Raw genomic sequence first — 22,107 nt, forward strand, 5'->3', positions numbered from 1 at the left:
CGGGACTGAGGAATGACCTTCGGAATGAGCACGGGAGTTGACGCCCCTCGGGCACGTGTTGCGCGACGCAGCCAAGCTCGTCGGCGACTAGCCTGATTACGCACAGATCCAGGCGGTACTGTTCGGCATGACTTCGGATTCCCCAATCGCCATACCGGTTCTGGCTGTTCGCGTCGGCGACACGATCTTCAAGGATCGCGAGACAAGACCGCTGACAGTAGACGAGATCGACTGGGTTCTTGAGCACGAGTACGGCCCGGTCGCGCGGTTCATCGGTGTAGCAGAGGGCCGTGTGCGGCGGACATGGGTGTATCGGCTGTCAGGTGTCATCGGGTGCTTCAACGCGCCAGATGACGAAGCGCTGGAGCTAAGAGAACCCACGCTCCGCAGCGTCGATTTGATAGGTGGCGACTCGTCTCGCGGAGTTGTGTCGCACTATGAAATCGCTGCAAAGGACCTGACCTGCGACCACCTGGGACTCTTCATCAGCGCCCATTCGGATGACGGCAAGTTCAATGTTCCGGCGCAGATCATCGAAATTCACCAGATTCCCAACCGTGCAACGCGCCCCGGCGCAGTCGTCAAGGTGAGAATTGGGGAGACTCCCAGCCAACCGGCCCGTGTTGGTGGCGGGTTGTATCCGCCGGATCAGGTATTCGAGATCATTGAGCTGTATCAAGAGGGTGATCCGAAATACCGTCACCCGCGTTGCTACGCGAATACCCGTGGGGGTTGCTCAGCCACAATCTCGGGTGAGCACTACATATCCCACGGGTTAATCAAACTGTTCACCTTCGATGACCCGAACGTCACGATCCAGCACAATCACGGAGCGGGGATCGTGCGCCCCGTCAAGCCCAAGAAGTTCGTCGCCAATGTGCTCTGCACCAGCCACAACCACGGACTTCACCCTGCGGATGACGCGGCTATCAGTTTTGCTCGGTTCATTCGGGACATCGCGCTTGAGTGGCGTGGTGGGGCGGGTGATTGGGGAGAAGAGGCCGAGGTGCATATCTCGGGCAACGATTTCCAGAGGTGGGTCTTGAAGCTCCTGTTGAACCACGCGGCCGCGAAGGCATTCACAGGAAACGGCGGCCGCGTGCCTACGCCGATACCCCCGGAGGCAGTAGATATCTTGCTTGGCCGTGCCGATTGGCCGGAGACATGGGGAGTGTGCGTGGCAAGTCAAGTAGACAGCCCACTCACCTTCGACCCTTTCAGCAACCCTGAGCGGGTACTTTCCGATTGGTGGTCGGCGCAGCCGTTCTTGGCCAACGGGACCAATGCGATTCGCGGAGGTACGGTTCGCCTTGCTGGCGCTGAATTCGGGATCACTCTGTTCAATCAAGGCCGGGAACTAGAGGAGTTCAACGCACCTGAGAATCCAATTCGGGGGTCGATTCAACGTCCCGGTTTCATGCGCTGGGAGTTTGAGGGAGTCGGCAAGACGGTCCACTTCTCGTGGAAGGACGGCTGGGAGCACAAGACCATCACCTACGCGATGCGGCGCTCGCCTATCGGCATGTGAGTCCCAGGGTTGGCGCTACGACGGGCCTGTGTGACCGTTGAACGGTATGGCGTAAGTGGGCCGACGCGCTCGCCGCACCAAACCGCGACAGCGAGCCACCAATGGGCCAAGACAGGCACGAACGCAATTCTATGGCCATACACTCTGGATATCGCCCTTCGACCGTCAGCGGGTTGGGTTGTGACATGGCGAATTGCGCACCAACCCAACCCAGCTCGCCACCCGCCGTGACCAACTCACCGCCACATTGGCGAACGAACCCACAGCCCGGAACCCGCGGCGCTGGATGGCGTCGCCGACCACATCGCTGACGTCATCACCACCGGCACCCGTACCCAGGCGAAGGCACTGATCGAGGCTCTCGTCGCCCAGGTCGGCATCACCGGCCCCGACCGCCTCGTCCCCACCTCTCGCATCCCCTAACCCGGAAACGACATTGGGGCTGGTACCGCTTCTGCGGTACCAGCCCCAATGGAGTCGGTTCGTGCAATGACACGATTGGTGGACCCGACGGACCAGCACACGAACCGCGCGGTGCTGGTCGACGGGCCGGACATCATGATCAGGGCGGTCGGCGCGCGGCGAACGGTCGGCGGTGATGCCCGATGAACGGCCATCACGACAACACGGCTGCGGATGGGGTGGCGTTTGGTGGCGCGGATGGGTCGTCGGATGCTCGGCGTCCTATAGCCGCCACCCCAAACGCCGAACACGGCTACCGCGTCCGCGCCGCTCAACACCTTGATCAGGGCTGTGGGTCGAAATCCCGACTCAATATCAATACTCATACAAACTCATACCTCCGGCGGCGTGGCGTCCGCGCCGTCCACTGTGGCGGGCACCCGGACGCGGGCCCGTGGTTCCGTCTGCTCAACCGTGACCGACGTCTGCTTGCGATTCTGGCCGAACACAAGGTGCTCACCACCGACCAGATCGCCGCCCTGGAATTCACCTCGACCCGCCGTGCACAAGACCGGCTGCGGAAGCTGCGTGAGATGGGCATGCTGTTCGCCTTCCGTGAATCGCTCTACGGCGGCGGCACCAGCCAAACCCGCCACGCCCTCGGCTATCTCGGAGTACGTCTCATCGCCGCCCAACGCGCCGAGAAACCACCCGCGCCAGGCGTACACGCCCTGATGCTCGAACGACTGGCTTGCTCGCCCACACTCGCCCACCGCCTCGGAGTCAACGACTTCTTCTGCGCCCTGGCTGCCCGTCGCAACCCCGCCCACCACCGCGACTCCGCTAGCCCGGAGCCGGTGGCCGGGTTGACCCACTGGTGGTCGGAGCGCCAGTGCACCGATTGCTTCCAACTGGATCTGTACTCCGGAGAAACCGTCGGACTGCGCCCCGACGGGTACGGCTGCTGGGAACAGCACGATCACACGGTGCGATTCTTCCTCGAATACGACACTGGCACAGAGTCATTGACCACCCTCACCGGCAAACTCGCCGCCTACCAGCGCTTCCCCACCGACGAGTTCGGCATCCTGCTGTTCTCGCTGCACTCGGCCCGACGCGAGACGGCATTCCGGGCAGCGCTGCACCGAGCGTTATCCGGCTATTACCCGGGCATCATGATCGCCACCACGGCCCGCGACCATGCGCATCCCGACGGCCCCGCCGGCCCGGTCTGGGCACTGTGGACACCCCAGAGCGGCACCGCCACCCAACGAATCCATCTTGCCGACTTACCAGAACGTGGCCCCCGCATCGCCCACCACACCGCCATCAATCAGCCCTACAACGAAGCCGCCTTCAACCCCGACGCTCCGGGCATCCGTGCCATTCTCGACTCGAACCGGGCGAGGGCTGGCATAACGGACCTGATCGCGGGTTCTGATCCGTCAGAGCCGATCATCATCTAGAACGACTCCTGAGCCTTCATGTCCCTGGAATCAATTCGGGTCCAGGATCCTATGCCCGTTCGCTCCGTCATCCGAGGGTGCCTACGCGATGTCACTCTCCATCGGCGGGGCCGGATTCTTGCCCTGCACTTTCGGTTTCGGCTTCCCCGTTCCCGAGTTGCCCTGCCGCCAACCACTCGTTCATCTGCTTTCGTTCGAGTGCAGACAACCGTTCCGAACGGATGACGCCGTCCGCTCGGATCAATGTGGGCTCGTAGACTCCGTAGTCGGCAAGCAGGTCCGCTGAGATCTTCATAGCGAGGGACTTCAGCTGGTCGATATCTGTTGTCAATGCCTCCAGGTAGCCGACGTGATGGCACGGTTCACTCGCGTCACTGGTGACCGGTACACCCGGTGTGTAGTCGGTGCTGCCGTTCGGCGGCGTACGGTCCAGATGGACCTGTGGTGACGATGTAGTGCTGGCCATGACGTCGACGTCGCCATAAGCTCCTGCCCACTCCGCGTAGGCGGTGGCGAAGTGCAACGCGCACAGCACTCGATGCTCGAGATGGGTCAGGTTGAGCACAGGTGTGCCACCGAGTGCCGCCGCAGTCGCCACCTCGACCAGCAGCGTGACGCCTCCGTCGGCATGCCAGACAACGCGAATTCCATTCCCGTGGACTTTAATTCGACCGCGCCGAATCTGCGGCGGGTCCGACAGCAGTGCGTTCGGCAGGACGATGGCAGGCCCGGCACCCGTGTTACACAGCGCGCCGACGAACTTTCTGATATCGCTCAGGAATACTCGGTCGATTCGGCGTTCGGCGTTAACCGCGGCCACCAGAGACAGGATTAATGTGACGCCATGAGCTTCATCGCTGGCGAGCCACTTCGAGTCGACCGATAGTTGCTTGCGCACGCGTTCCGCATGCTGCTCTGCCTGCCGAAACCGATCCCTGTAGAGGGTCGCGATCTCAGCTTCGTCAAGCCAGGCGGTGGTGCTGCCGAGCCGACGGGCATACCCGTACCGCAGTTGATCCTTCTCCCCCACCCGGCGCACGGCGTGTGGGGCGATGGGGCTACGCGGCACGCCGATCAAAATGTACCCGAGGTCCGGCGTCGAGGGATCGTCAGTGATCGACCGGATACTGAAATCTGGTGGCAAGAAGGGGAATACCCTGCTTCGCAACCCTTTGACCATAGAATCACAGATGCCCCCAGAGATGTCGACCGGGGTGAGTCGCACCGCATTGCCCTCGCCGTCTTCGGCGACGCCGACGATGATCAGGCCGCCCCTCGCGTTGGCCATGGCGGTGACGTCCTTCGCCAGCTCATCAGGGCCCTTGCGGTATCCGTTGTCCTGCTTGAAGTCGAGGTCTGCGTCCTCAGCGATGGATTGAGAGCATAAGCCCACCAGATGAATTCGCTCCAGTTGATGAAAGTCTGCCCCCAACACCTGTGCCAGCCTGTGGATTCGAATCGTCACACCGAAAGACTAGCTGCACAACACTATCCGGCAACGCCCAATTGTGCTGTGCCAAGTCACTATTCGCATCGTTGCCGCTTGCGCCCGGGAACCGGGCATGTACGATCTTGAACGATCGCCCAGGGTCGGCGATCGTCGAGGGGAGGCGTCGGCGGATGTCATTCGATCCGCAGCAGTTAGTGGCAGGCGCGCTGGTTCGCCTGCCGGGACAACCCGATCACGAGACCGTGGTTCACGTCCGACAGGGCGCCTTCTGGGAATTCGGCCTCGAGAGCCGGGGCGGAAGATACCGCCGGATCAGTTTGCCCGAAGCCGAGCTACCCGGAATCGAAGTCGTCAGTACCGGCCGGGATAGTAGTTTCGATGCCGATCCCCGGGCGTTCCGCCTCGGCATCGAGGCTCGCCGCATCCGCTCCAGGTTTCAAGACGATATGGGTGCACTGGCGGTGTCGAGCATCGATCCGCTGCCGCACCAGCTGGAGGCCGTCTACGGCAAGCTGCTGCAGGAGCCACGCCTCCGGTTCCTGCTGGCCGACGACCCAGGCGCCGGAAAGACCATCATGACGGGGCTTTACATCAAGGAGCTCCAACTCCGCGATGTGGCCGATCGGGTGCTGATCGTCGCTCCCGCCAACTTGAGCTTTCAGTGGCAACGCGAATTGGACGAACGCTTCCAGATCCCTGCTCGCCGGATCACCCGGGAAACCCTCGAGTCGGATCCCATGACGAATCCCTGGGAGCAGGACGGCGTATTCATCGTCTCCCGCGATCTGCTGAAGACGAAGTCGATGCTGGATTCTTTCACCGCTGCTCAACGACCCTGGGATCTGGCGGTTCTCGACGAAGCACACGGGTACACGCTGAAGGTCAAGAGCAGCGGCGCCATCGATTCCCGCACCGATCGGTACAAGGCGGCAGAGCGCGTCGCCAGTCGCGCCGATCGGCTCCTGCTGCTGACCGCGACACCGCACTCCGGACGGGAGGAATCCATCTGGGCGCTGATGCGACTGCTGGACTCTGATGCTTACGGTGATCGCTGCCCGGACCTGGTCGAGATAATGCCCCACCACTACTCGCGAACTACCAAGGAGCAGATGGTCGACCTGCGTGGGCGGCCGTTGTTCCGGCCGCGTGTCGCACATACCGTCACCTACGACCTCGACGGCGCGGAATGGGATCTCTACCAACAGGTTTCATACTTCATCACGCAAGGGCTGGCTCAGATCCGCCGGGAACAAGCTGAAGGTGGCGCGCCTTCGGTCTCCGGATTCGCATTGACCACAATGCAGCGACGGTTGGCATCCTCGATCCGCGCCATCACCCGCACCCTCGCCCGCCGCGTCGAGCGGCTGGAGCGCGAACTCGAGCAACCCGATACTGGCCGATCGGGGCGATTCACCGACGTCGATCCAGATTCGAACAGTGACCGCCCCGAGGACGAGAAATGGGACATCGAGGAACAAGCACTGGATCAGGTACCGGGGTTCCGCAGTCGCGAGGAGCTGGAAGCCGAGCTCGAACTGCTTCGACCGCTGCTCATACGGGCACAGGAAACCGAGCGACTCGATACCGAGACCAAATTCGGTGAACTCTGGACGATCCTGGAAACCTACGGGGTCGGAGACGACCCGTCGAAGAAGCTTCTCATTTTCACCGAGCATCGGGACACTCTGGACTTCCTCGTCGAGAAGCTCAGGACGAGATTCACCGTCGCGACGATCCACGGCAAGATGCGGCCGGCCGAGCGTGTGGCCGCCGAACGCGCGTTCCGCGAGACAGCGCAGATCATGGTGGCCACCGAAGCCGCGGGTGAAGGTATCAACCTGCAGTTCTGCCATTTGATGGTCAACTATGACATTCCGTGGAACCCCAATCGTCTTGAGCAACGTATGGGCCGGATCCACCGCATCGGCCAGACCGAAGACGTCCACATTTTCAACTTCGTCGCCGCCAACACCAAGGAAGGCAGGGTACTCGCGACTGTGCTGGGCAAGCTCGAGGCCATGCGGCGCAACGAGCTGCTTGGTGATCAGATCTTCGATGTGGTCGGGGAAATCCTGTCCGGGTATCGCTTGCGGGATCTGCTGGAATCGGTGATATCTGAACAGCGCACGCCCAGCGAAGTACTCGCAGTGCTCGGCGCCGACAACGGCCGCTTCGACGAACGCATCATTGCACGGATGCAAGAACTGTCCGAGAAAGCGCTGGCAACCGGGCATATCGACTGGCAGTTACACCGTCGAGCCACAGGCCGCGCCGAGGAACGCCGCCTCGCCCCCGGCTATCTCGCCCGGTTCTTCCTGGATGCGGTCGACTACCTGGGTGGTCGCGCCGAGGAGCGGCTCGATCGCGCCAGTCTCCGAGTGGTGAGTACACCGGACATCCTGATTGCGCGCGACCGCGACCGTGGTGGTGTCCGCCAGCTGCAGCCCCGGTACGAGCGCATCACCTTCGACAAAGGCGTCGCGACCAATCCGGTGGCGCAGGACGCGGAGGTCGGCGCACCGCGCCCGGAGCTCTGCGGGCCGGGCCATGTCTTGTTCGATGCGCTACTCGAATACCTCACCGAGAGAACAGATCAAGATCTGGAACGAGGCGCCGTGTTCCATGACTCCACGCTCGACGGTCCAGCGCTGCTGCACGTGCTGGAGGGACAGGTCTTGGACGGGCACGGCAGTACCGTGCACCGCGGTATGGCATGCGTTCTCGAACACGATGGGCAGTTCCAGACGATCGGCGGCGTGCTGTACGACCTCGCCCTCGGCGCCGGGGCCGCGGATATCGGGGCGCCGCCGCAACTCCCGGTGGAGAGCCTGACTGACTGGGCGCGCGCCAATGTCTATGAAGAGCAGGTGCGCCAGGTGCTCGCGCGCCACGAACGCACTGCCGACATCCAAGAAGACTTTCTCCATGCTTCGTTCAGCACCCTGCTAGCGCGAATCGATATGGAACTCCTCGCTATCGAAGCCGAGGTCGACAACGGCGTAAACGGGGCAGGAGGCCGGCTGCGCCGGACTTTGATACAGCGCCGGACCGCGGAGGAACGGCGCGATCGGCGTATCGCCGACACCGTCCGCACGCGTGTAATTGATCGGGGGCCCGTCACGCTCGTCGCCCAGGCGCTGATGTTGCCTGGGCAGGGTCACGACTGGAGCTCACCGGCCGACGGCGCTGTCCGCGACGTCGTCGACGTCGCCCGCCGGGTCGCCATCGATCATGAAAACGATTGTGGTACCGAGGATCTCCGCCAGGCGGATGCCGAAGGTCTCGGCTTCGATCTGGTCTCGGAGCGGCCAGACGGCACCCGATACATTCAAGTAAAAGGGCAGGCGGGTATCGGCGACATAGAGATGACGTGGTCGGAATACATTGCGGCACAGAAGTTCGGGCGAATGTACTGGCTGTACGTGGTCCTCGACTGCGCGACTCCTACTCCACGGATGTACTGCGTGCGCGATCCCGCGACAACTTTGGCCGGCAATATCCAACCCACCCGGGATGTTCGGTACTCCGTCCCCCTCGGGGTGGTCGTCGACCGGGCACATGACGAAACCGAGGACACTTCGTGCGACGCGCGCTGATCGAAGAGAAGCTCCCACTGGCGACGGTCAATGCGATATCGCTGCGCGAGAAGCACCTTCGGCACGGTCACATCTCGACCCTGCACCTATGGTGGGCGCGCCGGCCGTTGGCCATGGCGCGGACGGTCGTCGCCGCGAGCCTATTGCCGGATCCGGGTGCCGAAGCCGATTCGGAACGTAGCGCCCTGCTCGCCGAGATCGGGCACGCGGCCCGTTTCGAGGCCAGCACAGGGGCGGTCCGCGCGCTGCGCAATACGATCTCGGCGGCGTGGCCGCGTCGGCCCAGGGTTCTCGACTGTTTCGCGGGCGGTGGGGCCATCCCGCTGGAGGCCGCGCGCCTGGGGTGCGACACCACCGCCGTGGATATCAATCCCGTCGCCCACCTTATCCAACGCTGCACTTTGGAGTTCCCAGCCCGTTTCGGCGAGGTCGACAGCAGCGGCAATCTTGTTTTCGTCGAAGAACTTTCACGGTGGGCTGAATGGGTCCGCACCAAGGCCGACAACGAGTTGGCCGATATCCTTCCTCGCTACGAGAATGCCCGTCCTGCGGTGTACTTCTGGGCACGCACCATGGTTTGCGCCGATTCCCGGTGTGACCGGATCGTGCCGCTGATCTCCTCCCGCAGGCTAGCCGATTCGAGCAGGCATCGGATTCGCCTGGACTACGACATCCTCGACGATCGTGTCGAACTGCGGCTCGCAGACGGGGTTCCGGACGACGGTAGTGACTGGCAGATCGGCACCAAAACCAGCCGAGGGTCTCAAGTAACAGCGACTTGTCCGGCGTGTGGCACCTCCCGGCCCGACCGCGAGCTACGAGAATACGCCCGAGACAAGGGATTCGGCACTTATCTCTACGCTGTGCTAGAGATCGATAGGGCGGGAGTTCGCGAATATCGCGAAGCGACAGCCAATGACCGCGCTTTCGCTGGCCACGCGGCAATGCGCGCCGAGGAACTGGTGGATTACCCCGAGGGAATCTCGGCCATTCCGGACGAGCAGGTAACCCGATCACAGTATCGGACGCTTCGCAATCTCACATACGGAATAGACACCTGGGCGGGAATGTTTACCCCACGCCAGCGTGTAGTACTTGCAGTCCTGGCGCAGGCAGTGCGTGCAGCCCACATCGCTATGCTTGAGCAAGAAGTCGAGCCTGAGCGGGCACGTGCACTGACCACTTATCTAGGACTCGCACTGGACCGAATCGCCGACTACAACTCGTCCTTCACCTCGTGGGCATCCAGTCGCGAAACGCTACGAAGCACATTTCCTCAGCAGTCGATTCGAATGGCATGGGATTTCAACGAGATTGACCCTTTCGGTGACGGACCGAGCAACTGGACAAGCTCGACAGAATGGATCCTGAAAGTTATCCGACACTGCGCCACAGCAGTCAGGGGAAATCCGGTTCAGGTTCAGCGCGGCAATGCCCAACAACTACCGTTCAATGACGGCGCGTTCGACGCAGTCATAATTGACCCCCCATACTACGACGCATTTCAATACAGCGACCTGTCGGATTTTTTCTACGTCTGGCTGAAACGCTCTATCGGCCATCTTTACCCTGAACTCTTCGCAACGACGCTTACGCCTAAGAAAGCGGAGGTCATCCAAAACCGGGCACAGCCGAACTCCGCCGAATACATCTCGCGCGGGGAGTTCGAGATCCGACTACAACGTGCTCTGAATGAAATCGCACGAGTCGTGTCCGAAGACGGGCTCGTCGCCCTCGTCTTCGCCCACACCGACACCAAAGCATGGGAACACCTTCTCCGCGCTCTGCGGCATTCCGGCCTGGTCGTCACCACCTCCTGGCCGATGCAGTCCGAACGGGCTGGCCGCACCACCGCCAATATCGGCGCAGTGCTGGCGTCCTCGGTGGTTTTGGTCTGTCGCAAACTCGCCACGGAGACCGACGGGTTCTACGACGACATCGTCCGCGACCTTGATGCGCGAATCGCCGAACGGTTGGCGGTCTTCGACGACATGAAACTCTCCGGGGCCGACTATTTCGTCTCTGCTGTCGGTCCCGCCTTCGAGGTGTTCGCCAAATATCGCCGGGTACTTCGCCTTTCAGGCGAGGAGGTGACTGTGGACGAGCTGATGGTGCTGGCTCGGCAGGCGGTCGCCCGGCATGCGACCCGGGCTCTGATCCAGGGGGAATCGCTGGAACGGCTCGACAGCGCCTCCCTGCTCTATCTGACCTGGCGTTGGGCCTACAACGGCAACGCTATTCCGGCGGACGAGGCATACATGCTGTGCCGGGCTTTCGATTTGCGGCTCGACGGGCTCACCACGACCGGCGGCCTGGTCAAGAAGACTGGGACGGACTACAAGTTGCTGGGACCGCACGAGCGAGGCGTCATCGCGCTCGGACCCAGGCCCTCGTGGATCGACATCATGCATCAGGCTGGCCTGTTACACGACCGCGGGAGACGGCAGGAATTGGATTCGCTGCTCGGAACCACCGGTGCTGGTACGGATCCGGCCTTCTGGGCCCTAGTCACCGCGGTGACTGAATTGCTCCCGGAGGGGGCGCGTGAACGAAGTCTGCTCCTCGGATTGGGCGGCAACCGCGATGTTCTGGAGGAACGCGCCGCCAACCACATTCCACAGCTCGATGAACTCACTCTGTTCGGTCTGTAGCAGTCGCTTACCGTACCCCGTTCGAAAGGCATCCTGTGCGCCCGCTACCCGGCTGGACCGAAATCGCCCGTCCGCACGACGATATCGTGGCTGGCACCTTCGACGAGGCGCTGTTCGCGGCCGATCTGGGAAGAGTCAGCAAGGGCGAAGGTCCGAGGGATTATCTGGACGCGGCCCTGTTCGCTCGAAAGACCTATCTCACCGAGAACCTTCGTGTCGCGCTGACCGAGATCGGGAGGCGCCTGGCGGGAGACCCCACCGCCAAACCGGTGCATCGAATGGAAACCGAATTCGGTGGCGGAAAGACGCATACGATGCTGTGCGCCTATCACCTGTTCGGCCAGGCGCACGCTGTCGCCGATACCGAGCTGGCGAGCAAACTAGCTCCAGCCCTTCCGCAGGGAGTACTCCCGCAGGCCACCGTGGTCGTGCTCGACGGCTCGGATCTGACACCCGACCTGGATGAGGAATCCAATGGCTCACCCGGTCGTACCTTGCTCGGGCACTTGGCATTTCAGCTCGGTGGGCGCGCCGCATACGAGTATGTCCGCTCGTCGGACGAGGCCGGCGAGGCAACCTCGGTCAGCCATCTGGCCGGGCTGCTTAAACGCCACGGACCCTGTCTGATTCTCATGGACGAGACGCTGGAGTACCTGGCGAAGACTTACGTCACCGACGGCGGGGTCGGCACTCGAACCACCAATGCGCTGTTGTTCATCAAGGAACTCGCTAGCGCCGTAGCCTCCGTTCCCGGCGCATGTCTGGTCGCGACCCTGACCGCGTCTCACCTCGAGGATTTTGCGGGCGCCAACGACGAGGACCTGCTGGAACGGTTGAGCAAGATATTCGGCCGCACCGAGAGCGTCGTAACTCCGGTCGAGGGCGATGACATCTTCCCGGTCCTGCACACCAGGCTTTTCCAGTCCACCGGGACGGCCGCCGCACGGCGCCGGGTTGCCGATGCCTACGGTGACTACTACGCCGATCAATTCGGTGATGCGATACCCATGGAATTCCGTGAGCCCGCGTATAGGGAGCGCATCGCAACGGCTTACCCATTTCATCCCGAGCTCATCGACCTGCTGACGAATCGCTGGGGGTCACTGTCGGGTTTCCAGCGCACTCGCGGCGCGCTCCGCACCCTCTCCCACACGGTCAAAGCCTTGCACAACTCAACTCGGTCTGCTCCGCTGATTCACCCCGGTGACCTGCCGTTGCACGATCCGGGAGTCCGTGCCGAGGTCCTCAAGATCACCGGCATGTCCTACAAATCCGCCCTCAACGCGGACATCATCCGGGCCGAATCCCGCGCCCGTATGGAGGACAAACGCCGCGGCGGTGAGGTCGAAAAGGCCGGACTGGCAACGGGGCTGGCGACGACGGCCTTCATTCATTCCTTCGGCTCGGACAAGGTCCTCGGTGCGTCCGACGCTCAGATGATCATGGGTGTCGGACGACCGGGCATTTCGCGCGGAACCCTCGAAGACGTTCGCGACACCATTAAGAACGCGGCCTGGTACATGCGCTACGAAGGCGGGCGGTATCGGTTCACGACCGAACCCAACCTCAACAAAGTCATCGTCGAACGCGAAAGCGCGGTCTCCGAGCAGACGATCGCCCAGCTGCTCGCCGAGACGACCGCGACGGTTGCGCCAGCCGAGCCCCCGTGGCGTACCCAGACCGATGTGCTGACCTCCGCGGACGTTCGCGACGAACCTCGGCTGTGCCTTGCCCTGCTGCATCCCGATCATCGCGTCGGGCTCGCGGATCCCAAGGCGTCGATCGAGGTGCCCACCAAGATTCTCCATGAGTTCGACCGGTCCGGACGAACCAATAAGAACACGCTGGTTCTGGTCGCTCCCGACGCCGGTGAATTTGGGCGGGCACGTTCAGTGGCGCGGACCCTCGCCGCGATGCGCGATCTGCACGGCGACACTCCTCGGCTGAAGAAGTTCACCAAGGAGCAACAGGATGATCTCTCGAAGCGGATCGTACGTGCTGAACAGCGCCTCCCCGCTCTCCTCGTGATGGCCTACCGCCATGTCTACCAGCTCGCCAACGGGGTCGAAGGCGGCACGCCCGCGCTCGACCATCTGGATCTCGGCGCTGCCCGGGCCAGTGAGACCGTCACGTCCAGAGTCTCCGACCGGCTCCGGTCCTCGGATGGCCTGCTGGACAAGCTCGCTCCGGCCGCGTTGCTGTCGGATCGCTTCGGGTTGGTCCCCGCTGGCGCCGACGCCGTGGAGATCGAAGTCTTGCTCAAGGCGTTTCAACGGTTCCCCCGGTTGCCGAAACTCGCCTCGGAGAACGTGATTCGTGACTGTTTGACGGAAGGAATCCGGCGCGAAGTCTTCGGTTTGGTATCCGGCTCACATTGGCAGGCTCCGGACTCGGTGGTGCGTATCGGTGTGACCGTCGAGCCGGACGAAATCCAGTTCCAACCGGGTACGTGGCTTGTCCGGGCAGCTGCCGCGAGAAATCTGCACGACTCCCGCCGTGGCGAAACGGAACCCGAACCGGAGCCAACCCCGGCAGATCCCCGGCCTCAGCCCAGACCGCACCCGAATCCACCGGGTCCGTCGAGGGCATTGCCGTCGGTAGGCCCGACCACGCTAGAGTTACGGATCGCCGACATTCCGGCCGAGAAGCTGCGGGATGTGGTCAGGATCGCCGCCCTGCAGTTCGCCGCGCAGGGCGCGCAAGTGTCTGCGATCTTGGAGGTTACCGTCCGCTCGGCCAAGCCGATTCCCGCGCACGTCATCGATTTGGTCGTAGAAGAGGGCCTGGGTCAGCTGGGTCTGCGCGCGGAGATATCTGAGTAGGTTCGACGCAGAGTTCGACAGGCCGATAGACCCGGGGAACCTCACGCATCGAACTGGACGCCGTCACCGCCGAGCTCGCCAAAGCTCAGCAGGCGATCGACCGGTACCTAAGCGCCTTCGAAAACGGCACCCTCGACCCCGAGCTCCTCGCCGGAAGGCTCAGTGAATTGCGCGCCAAGACAGGCCAACTCATCACCCGGCGCGACGAACTCACCGATGCCCTGACGAACGAACCCACCGCGCCGAAACCCGCAACGCTCGACGGCATCGCCGACCAAATTGCCGACATCATCACCAATGGCACCCGCACCCAGGCCAAGGCGCTCATCGAGACCCTCGTCGCCCAGGTCGCCATCGCCGGACCCGACCGCTTGATCCCCACCTTCCGCATCCCCCAACCCGGAAACGACATTGGGGCTGGGACCGCTTCTGCGGTACCAGCCCCAATGGAGTCGGTTCGTGCAATGACACGATTGGTGGAGCTAAGGGGAATCGAACCCCTGACCTTCTCGATGCGAACGAGACGCGCTACCAACTGCGCTATAGCCCCGCGAAGTCCGTCTCCGGCCTGCGCTTGCAGAACTTTATCAGGTGGTCGGGCGGGAAAACGAATCGGCAGGTTAGGGGTGGTTTTCCTAGGATGGGGCGGTGGATATGAGTGCGCATACGGAGACGGTGGCGGATTGGGCGGAGCGAGTGCGGGGGATGTTGGAGGGGTCGCCTCGGCGGGAATTGGCGGCGGGGCGGTTGTCGGTGCTGGGGGCGGGGATGGATTCGCTGGCGGTGCTGGTGGAGGCGGGGGACGGGCGGTGGGTGGTGCGGCTGCCGAAGGGGGAGGACGCGGTGGAAGGGATTGCGCGGGAGGCTCGGTTGCTGCCGGAGTTGGCGGGGCGGGTGCGGTTGCCGATTCCGCGGTTCGCGTTCACGGCGGCCAATCCGCTGGGGCCGGGGGAGTGCTGTGTGTATCCGGCGGTGCCGGGGGAGTCGTTGAGTGACGACGAGTGGGTGGCGCGGGGGCTGTTGGGGAGTGGTGCGGTGGCGGAAGCGGTGGCGGAGTTCTTGGATTCGGTGCATGGGTTCCCGGTGCGGCGGGCCGTGGAATTGGGGGTGGAGGAGGTGGACTTCCGGAAGGATTTCGCGGCTGATCTGGAATTGGTTCGGGCGCAGGTGATTCCGTTGCTGCCGGAGCGGGAAGGGCGGCGGCTGGCGGGGATCTGGGAGGAGTATCTGGCGGAGGATGCGAACTTCGAGTACGAGCCGGCGCTGATTCATGCGGATGTGAGTTTGGATCATCTGCTGGTCACCGGTGAATCGATCAGTGGCGTCATCGATTTCGGGGATGTGCAGGTGGGGGACCCCGACTACGACCTGTGTTATCTGTGGTCCGATGCGGGCGCGGGATTCGTCGAAAGAGTACGGGCGGCACAGGGATTGGGATTCGACGCCCGATTACGGGCCAAGCTGGACTTCTGGGCGTGCGCCGATCACGCGGTGGATGTGCTGCATGCCATCGAGCACGAGATGACGGAATTCCGGGAGATCGCGATCGCGGGGGTGTGCGAGGCGGTGACGCGGTTCGGGGGTCAGGCGAGCGGTTCACTGTAGGACTCGACCACGCGGCGGAACAGCTGGACCCGATGGTCGCGGACCGCGGGATTGTCGGGCTCCAGCAGGCATTGGGTGAGGGTGCCGTCGTGCACGGCGATCAGGGAGCGGCCCAGGGCGACCGGGTCGGGGACGCGGCGGCCCGCACGTTCCAGGAGCGTCACCACCACGGGGGTCAGCGCATTGCTGATGGCTTCCTCCCGCGCCACCATCACCCGGCGCAGTTCCGGATTGCGCAGTGCGTGCGCGGTGAATTCGGCGGTGATGCGAAACCATTTGTCGTCCATGGGGACCGCGTGCAAAGCGAATTCCACCGCCTGGCCGGGGTCGCCGACTTCGATATCGACATCGAGCAGTGCGGTGACCTGGGTCAGCATTTGCGCCGAGCGCTGCTCCCACATGGCGAGGAACAGTTCCTCGAGCGATTTGAAGTTCGAATAGAACGCGCCGCGCGTGAATCCGGCCCGCTCACAGAGCTGTTCGACCGTGCACCGGCCCAGCCCATCCTCGGCGAAAGCATCGAACGCGGCATCCAATAGCCGCTGCCGAGTCGCCGCCCGCCGCCGTTTCGGTGGTGCACTCACCGCACCCGTCTCGTCCGTCATCACGCCCCCGCGATCCGCCGCCCCGGCCCCGGCACCATCGATGCCGCCGCCCACTCCGGAGTTATCGGCCCTGCTCACGACCAAATAGTAGCTAAGACAACTCTCGTGACTCTCAGGGGCAAGCCCCTGAAACCCCGCATCAGCGGGAGCGTGACTCTCCGGGACAAGCCCTGAAACCTCGAATCAGCGAGGGGCGGACCGAACTCGGCGGGGCACGCACAGGCAAGAGCGCGGACTGGACCGGCGGCCGCGGTGAATGCGCGAGTTCTTACCTATCGTGCGGGAAGTCCGGCGGTGCGGGCCGCTTCGGCGAGCACAGCTTCGAGCATGGCCGGGGTGAGGCGGCCGGTGAAGGTGTTCTGCTGGCTGGGGTGGTAGGTGCCGAAGAGGTGGAGGGGTGCGCGGCCGGGGCGGGCGGGGGCCAGTTCGTAGTGGGCGCCGTGGCCGAACTTGGGCTTGGGTTTGGGTACGGTCCAGCCGGATTCGGTGAGGGCGGGCAGCAGCGCCTGCCAGCCCCAGCCGCCGAGGACGACGATCGCGCGGAGGGTGGGTGCGAGCAGGCCGAGTTCGGTGATCAGCCAGTGGCGGCAGTTGTCGCGTTCCGACGGCAGGGGTTTGTTGTCGGGCGGGGCGCAGTGCACGGGCGCGGTGACGCGGGTGCCGAGCAGGCGCAGGCCGTCGTCGACGCTCAGGCTCGTCGGCTGGTTGGCGAGGCCGGCGCGGTACATGCAGGCGATGAGGACGTCGGCGCTGCGGTCACCGGTGAACATGCGCCCGGTGCGATTGCCGCCGTGCGCCGCGGGCGCGAGACCGACCACGAGCACCCGGGCGTCGTCCGGACCGAAGCCGGGAACCGGTTTGCCCCAGTAATTTTCGTCACGAAAGGCGGCACGCTTGTCATGTGCGACCTGTTCCCGCCACTCCACCAGGCGTGGGCAGGCGCGACACGCTGTGAGCTGGGCATCCAGCTCGGCAATTGTGCGGCACACGGGTCGATTCAAGCGCACCCGGGCCGGAACCGGGGTGTGAGGTCCCGGCGTGGCGGCAACAGCATAGGGTTCGCGGGTAGCCGAGAGTTTGCGATTGCGAAGGGAACCCGCACACATGGCTGATTTGGTGGAGCTCGGCACCGCCGTCGACGCGGCACAGCGCGCCGGAAACCTGCTGGGCGTGTTCGCATTCGGCGTGTCGGGCGCCCTGCTGGCCGTGCGGCGGCGGTTCGACGTGGTCGGCATCACGGTGCTCGCCATCGCCACGGCCACCGGCGGCGGCATCATCCGGGATCTGATCATCGGCCGCACGCCCCCGGCCGCCTTCGTGCAACTGAGCTACGGCGGCGTGGCGCTGCTGGCCGCCGCGCTCATCTTCTTCTGGCATCCCCCGGTCCGCCTGGTGCGCACCCCGCTGCTCGTCACCGACGCGATCGGCCTCGGCATCTTCTGCGTGACCGGCACCGTCACCGCCTTCCAGTTCGGCATGTCGGCCACTTCGTCGGCGGCGCTCGGCGTGGTCACCGCGGTGGGCGGCGGCGTCATCCGCGATGTGCTGGCCGGTGTGACGCCCAGCGTGCTCAGCGACGGGGAGCTGTACGCGGTGCCGGCGCTGCTGGGCTCGGTGGTGACCGCGCTGCTGCTGCACTACGGCCAATACACCTTCTGGACAGGCGGTTTGGCGGGCGCCGGCGCGGTCGGCCTGCGCCTGCTGGCGCTCTGGCGGCACTGGCGCGCCCCGCTCGCCCGCCCGCACCGCCGGCGGATCGAAACACCGGAGCACGGACCCTCGACTTAGCCCATCCTCAGTCGTGTCGCCGAACACCCTTGTGCTCGATTGATAGCATGGCTGAGGCCGCCCGACGGGCTGTGGAAAACACCCAGAGAGAGCTACTACTTCCGATGCAGTTTGAGATCGTCGAACGCGACGAGACGTGGGTCGCGGGGTTGCCGGTACGCAGCCCCAAACGCGCCCTCGGAGAACTGCGCGACCACGATCTGGAAGTGGCCTGGGCCGCCGTGCTGCATCAGGAACTGGGCGGCCCGCTGGCGTCCGCGTACACCGATTACGCGGCCGAACTGGGCACCTACAACACCCAGATCGTCGGCTACCAGTGCGATTCCTTCGACCGGGTGACCCGCGGCCATATCGTGGCCCGCATCCCCGCCGGCACCTACGCGCGCTTCTCCTCGGTCGGCAACTTCCCGCGCGTCATGACCGACCTGTGGACGCAGATCGCCTACGCCGAGGAGCACAACCAGATCAAGCGCATCCACACCGGTGATTTCGAGTGCTATCCGCACGCCTACAAGATCGACCTGTACCTGGCGGTGGAGCCGTGAGCTATTCGATCGTGGTGCGCCCCGGCGGTGTCTACGGCGGTCTCGTCGTCCCGCGCGTACGCCCCAGCTTCAAGATCAGCACCAGCGACCTGATCGAGTTCCTCCGCGACCGCCTGCGCGACCGCGACGGCGTCGAACGCCCCCTCGCCACGGTCTACGTCCCCGACCCCGCGGGCAACTACAACGTGCTGGTCTCCTACGAATACGCGGACCCGCACCAGGCCCCCGTCGGCGATGTCCTGATCCGCGTCCCCAAGGGCGTCTACGCCCGCTTCCGCCCCAATGGCGACTATCACGATCCGGCCGAGGATGTCTGGGCCCAGGTCGACGACGCCACCGCATCGGCCGAGATCACCCGCGCCTACCGCGAGGAGATCGAGATCTGGACCGGTCCCGCGGATCTGGAGCTCTTCATCTCGATTCTGGTCTGACCACCGACCGTTAACCAATTGTTAGCTAGACGAGAACCAACCAGTCTTGTCGTTGCTTTTCATGACTAATAGCAATGGTTTGACCAGGGGGGATTTCTTGATACACATTCGGGTATCGGACCGTTTGCCGGATATCTGGACAATTTTGGTCACCTGACGGATACTCCCCTAGGTGCCCAAGCCAGGAGCGGTCGATACATGACCGTATCGGGCGGGAGCGCGCTCGTCGCGCGAAGTCAGCAGTAGTGGAGTGGGAACTATATGGCAGTCGAACCGATCTCGCTCATCCCGGCCGAAGGTGCAGGTCGCGGGATGCTCCGTTGCCGTGATGCGCGATCCGGGTGCACGATCTTGATCGGTCCACCGGCCGCGGATCCGCGGCTCTGGCGCGAGTACCTGGACGGCGCGCTCGAGGTCTACCGTTCCTTCGGCGCCGAGGAGGCGGTCGAGTACGACGCCTGGCTCGACGGCCGCACCACCTCGCTGTTCTGCGTCGCCCTCGATTCCGATGGCCGGGTGGTCGCCGGCGTGCGCGCCGAGGGCCCGCACCGGCACGTGGATCAGGTGCACGCCGTGCGCAGCTGGGCCGGCCGCCAAGGCGACGCCGCCTTCCGCAAAATGGTCGCCGACCAGATCCCCAGCGGTGTGGTCGAAGCCAAGACCGGCTGGGTGGCCCGCGATGCGGAACATCGCCACGCCCTGGCGGATTGGGTGGCCCGCGCCATCGTGCAGAGCGCATTGCTGCTGGGTGTGCGCTATTCGACCGGCATCGCCCCGTCTCACGTGCTCGACCGCTACGCCAGCAGCGGTATGAAAGTGGTCTGGTGGGTGCCGTCCTCGGGCTACCCGAACGAGCGCTACATCACCCATCCGGTGTGGTGGGACATGCAGACGTATAAGTCGGTCGGAACCCCCGAGCAGGTGCGGTTGATCGAGGCCGAGATGGCCGAACTCACCGCCGGCGGCACGGTCCATCGGACCCGGGGCGAGGGACTGGCGCAGGCATGAGCGCCGGCTCGTTCGCGGCCGGTGCGTACCGACCGCTGCTGCTCGATGAATTCCATCCGGATGACGCTGTACGACTCGCGGCATTACGCGCCGATCCCGCAATCGAATTCACCGACCGGCGCGATTTGCTGCGCGCCGAATTCGACGGTCTGCTATCCCCGCCGGAATTGTCCGAAGGGCCGGAGCTCGATCGCTGGGTTTATTACCCATGGCGTCGCTCGGTCATTGCTCTACCCGGTCCGGGCATACTGCGCACGCTCCGGCTGGACCGCAATCGCAATCACCTCACTCGCGCGGAACAGGAAAAGCTCGGCGAGCTGACCATCGGCGTGGTCGGGCAGAGTGTCGGTCACGCCGTCGCGTACACCCTGGCGCTGGAAGGCATTTGCGGTGGGCTGCGGCTCGCCGACTTCGACACCATCGAGCTGTCCAATCTGAATCGCATTCCCGGCACGGTGTTCGACATCGGCGAGAACAAGGCCGTGGTCACCGCCCGCCGCATCGCCGAACTCGATCCGTACCTGCCCGTCGAGATCTTCGAAACCGGTGTCGGCGAAGACAATATGGATGCCTTCCTGTCCGGCCTGTCGATCGTGGTCGAGGAATGCGATTCGCTCGATATCAAGCTCGCCGTGCGCGAGGGCGCGCGCCGGCACCGGCTGCCGCTGCTCATGCAGTCCAACGATCGCGGACTGCTGGATGTGGAGCGTTTCGATCTGGACCCGAACCGCCGCCCGTTCCACGGAATGCTCGGCGGTACCAGCTCGGCCGAGCTGCGCGGTCTGTCCACCCGGGACAAGGCCCCGCACGTGATTCGAATCCTGGACGGCCGCAACCTGTCCGAGAATCTGGCGGCCAGCATGGTCGAGGTCGGTGAAACCCTGAACAGCTGGCCGCAATTGGGCGGCGAGGTGCAGCTCGGCGGCGCCAGCGTGGCGAGTGCGGTGCGCCGGATCGGCCTGGGCATCAAGCTGCCATCCGGGCGGACCCGGGTGGATGTCGAACGCGCCCTCGACGAGATCGTCGAACCGGAGGCGTTCGAGGATCTGGTGTGGCCGGAGGAATCCGACGCCGAGCCGGAACCGGAATCGGGGATCGCGGCCGTGCTGGCCTGTGCGCAGCGCGCCCCCTCCGGCGGTAACGCGCAACCCTGGAACCTGCGCGCGGATGCCACGGCGATCACCATTTCGCTTGCCCGCGAACGCACCTCGATGATGGATATCGGCTACCGCGGCAGTGCGCTGGCCCTGGGCGCGGCGCTGTACAACGCGCGCGCTGCGGCTGCCGCGCAAGGCCGCCTCGGTGCGGACGAATTGCGTACCGGCGGACCGGAACTGCTCACCGCGGTGCTGCGCCTGGGTTCGGACTCGGATCCGCAACTCGCCCAGGACTATCCGGCGCTGCTCACCCGGCACACCAATCGCCGGGACGGGTCCGGCGCTCCCTTGCCCTCGGCGGTGCGCGACGCCCTCGACGCCGTCGTGACTCACGCGGGCGGCGGGCTGCGCTGGATCTCGGACCGGACCGAGGTCGAGTACGCAGCCGACATGCTGGCCGCCTCCGAGCGCACCCGCTACCTGACCCCGGCCATGCACACCGAGATGATCTCCGAGCTGCGCTGGCCCGGCGATGATCTGCGCACCGGCATGGACCTGCGCACCCTGGACCTGGCCCCCGACGAGATCGCCAAGCTGGAGATCGCCCGCCGCGCCGATGTAATGGCCCTGCTGCGCACCTGGTCCGGCGGCAGCGCCCTGGTCGACGGCACCCGCGACAAACTGCGCACCAGTTCGGCGCTGGCGGTGCTGACCATGCCCGCCCCGCCCCTGGACGACCCCGCGGAGCTGGCGGCCTACGCGCGCGCTGGCGCGACGCTGCAGCGCGTCTGGATCGAGGCGGAACGCCGCGGATTGGCCGTTCAGCCCGTTTCGCCGGTATTCCTGTTCGCCCGACGCCCCGAGGAACTGCATACGGTTTCCCCGGAGTTCGCCGATACACTAGCGTCACTTCAGGGCCGCTTCCTGGAGCTGTCGGGAGTGCCTGAGGACGAAACGGTGGTGTCGGTTCTGCGATTGGGATACGCACCGAAACCAGCGGTTCGGAGCAGGCGACTTCCAATACCGGGCGCGGACACCCGCGGTTTGTGAGATCGGAGAAAAGGTGCCTCGGCGAACGCTCGACTCACTGGTGACCCAGGTCGCCTCCGAGTT

15 protein-coding genes and 1 tRNA gene are annotated in these 22,107 nt (G+C 64.4%); 11 read left to right on the top strand and 5 right to left on the bottom strand.

The genetic code is table 11. The features are described from left to right. The first annotated feature begins 127 nt into the window (after nt 1-127). Together NY1_RS09375 and NY1_RS09380 are read left to right on the top strand one after the other, a co-directional pair. Nucleotides 128-1,528 (top strand): hypothetical protein, encoded by a 1,401-nt coding sequence (locus NY1_RS09375; protein WP_067710518.1) that lies wholly within the window; start codon nt 128-130, stop codon nt 1,526-1,528. A 605-nt stretch (nt 1,529-2,133) separates the two neighbouring features. Next, on the top strand, nt 2,134-3,396 hold the full coding sequence (locus NY1_RS09380) for a replication-relaxation family protein (protein WP_084534808.1): 1,263 nt from the start codon (nt 2,134-2,136) through the stop codon (nt 3,394-3,396). A gap of 91 nt (nt 3,397-3,487) precedes the next feature. Here the strand turns inward: NY1_RS09380 and NY1_RS09385 are convergent, their stop codons facing one another. After that, nucleotides 3,488-4,861 carry an AlbA family DNA-binding domain-containing protein gene (locus tag NY1_RS09385; RefSeq protein ID WP_067710519.1) on the bottom strand — a complete coding sequence of 458 codons (1,374 nt, stop codon included), beginning with the start codon at nt 4,859-4,861 and terminating at the stop codon, nt 3,488-3,490. Between the two features lie 155 nt (nt 4,862-5,016). Between NY1_RS09385 and NY1_RS09390 the strand changes: the two genes are divergently transcribed. The 3 genes from NY1_RS09390 (at nt 5,017) to NY1_RS09400 (ending at nt 13,915) form a co-directional block, all read left to right on the top strand. Then, nucleotides 5,017-8,442 carry a helicase-related protein gene (locus NY1_RS09390; RefSeq protein WP_067710520.1) on the top strand — a complete coding sequence of 1,142 codons (3,426 nt, stop codon included), beginning with the start codon at nt 5,017-5,019 and terminating at the stop codon, nt 8,440-8,442. Then, the gene (locus tag NY1_RS41865) at nt 8,427-11,093 is read left to right on the top strand and encodes a DUF1156 domain-containing protein (protein ID WP_084534809.1); all 2,667 of its coding nucleotides are present in this window, start codon (nt 8,427-8,429) and stop codon (nt 11,091-11,093) included. Before NY1_RS09390 ends, NY1_RS41865 begins: the two co-directional genes overlap by 16 nt. Before the next feature lie 86 nt (nt 11,094-11,179). Continuing rightward, on the top strand, nt 11,180-13,915 hold the full coding sequence (locus NY1_RS09400) for an ATP-binding protein (RefSeq protein WP_157762129.1): 2,736 nt from the start codon (nt 11,180-11,182) through the stop codon (nt 13,913-13,915). Between the two features lie 107 nt (nt 13,916-14,022). Here the strand turns inward: NY1_RS09400 and NY1_RS09405 are convergent, their stop codons facing one another. Both NY1_RS09405 and NY1_RS09410 read right to left on the bottom strand, forming a co-directional pair. Then, a complete protein-coding gene (locus tag NY1_RS09405; RefSeq protein ID WP_067710523.1) occupies nt 14,023-14,313 on the bottom strand; it encodes a hypothetical protein in 291 nt (96 codons plus the stop codon). A 76-nt stretch (nt 14,314-14,389) separates the two neighbouring features. Next, nucleotides 14,390-14,465, bottom strand: a tRNA-Ala gene (locus NY1_RS09410). Between the two features lie 104 nt (nt 14,466-14,569). Here NY1_RS09410 and NY1_RS09415 point away from each other — a divergent pair. Next, entirely contained in the window at nt 14,570-15,520 is a 951-nt protein-coding gene (locus NY1_RS09415; RefSeq protein WP_084534810.1) for an aminoglycoside phosphotransferase family protein, read from the top strand. On the opposite strand, the gene NY1_RS09420 is transcribed toward NY1_RS09415, so the two are convergent. Together NY1_RS09420 and NY1_RS09425 are read right to left on the bottom strand one after the other, a co-directional pair. After that, on the bottom strand, nt 15,499-16,125 hold the full coding sequence (locus tag NY1_RS09420; RefSeq protein ID WP_067710717.1) for a TetR/AcrR family transcriptional regulator: 627 nt from the start codon (nt 16,123-16,125) through the stop codon (nt 15,499-15,501). The two genes, NY1_RS09415 and NY1_RS09420, sit on opposite strands and share 22 nt — an antisense overlap. A gap of 272 nt (nt 16,126-16,397) precedes the next feature. Next, a complete protein-coding gene (locus NY1_RS09425) occupies nt 16,398-17,114 on the bottom strand; it encodes a uracil-DNA glycosylase (RefSeq protein ID WP_067710525.1) in 717 nt (238 codons plus the stop codon). A gap of 115 nt (nt 17,115-17,229) precedes the next feature. Here NY1_RS09425 and NY1_RS09430 point away from each other — a divergent pair, with 115 nt between their 5' ends. The 5 genes from NY1_RS09430 (at nt 17,230) to NY1_RS09450 (ending at nt 22,044) form a co-directional block, all read left to right on the top strand. Then, nucleotides 17,230-17,913 (top strand): trimeric intracellular cation channel family protein, encoded by a 684-nt coding sequence (locus NY1_RS09430; RefSeq protein ID WP_067710526.1) that lies wholly within the window; start codon nt 17,230-17,232, stop codon nt 17,911-17,913. A 104-nt stretch (nt 17,914-18,017) separates the two neighbouring features. Continuing rightward, nucleotides 18,018-18,458, top strand: coding sequence for a GyrI-like domain-containing protein (locus tag NY1_RS09435; RefSeq protein WP_067710527.1), 441 nt, complete (start codon nt 18,018-18,020; stop codon nt 18,456-18,458). Next, on the top strand, nt 18,455-18,889 hold the full coding sequence (locus NY1_RS09440) for an AraC family transcriptional regulator (protein WP_067710528.1): 435 nt from the start codon (nt 18,455-18,457) through the stop codon (nt 18,887-18,889). Before NY1_RS09435 ends, NY1_RS09440 begins: the two co-directional genes overlap by 4 nt. A gap of 351 nt (nt 18,890-19,240) precedes the next feature. Continuing rightward, on the top strand, nt 19,241-19,897 hold the full coding sequence (locus NY1_RS09445) for a hypothetical protein (RefSeq protein ID WP_157762130.1): 657 nt from the start codon (nt 19,241-19,243) through the stop codon (nt 19,895-19,897). Beyond that, a complete protein-coding gene (locus NY1_RS09450) occupies nt 19,894-22,044 on the top strand; it encodes an Rv1355c family protein (RefSeq protein WP_084534813.1) in 2,151 nt (716 codons plus the stop codon). Before NY1_RS09445 ends, NY1_RS09450 begins: the two co-directional genes overlap by 4 nt. Nucleotides 22,045-22,107: the final 63 nt, after the last annotated feature.

The organism is Nocardia yamanashiensis NBRC 100130 (genome assembly GCF_001613325.1).
Taxonomy (GTDB): domain Bacteria; phylum Actinomycetota; class Actinomycetes; order Mycobacteriales; family Mycobacteriaceae; genus Nocardia; species Nocardia yamanashiensis.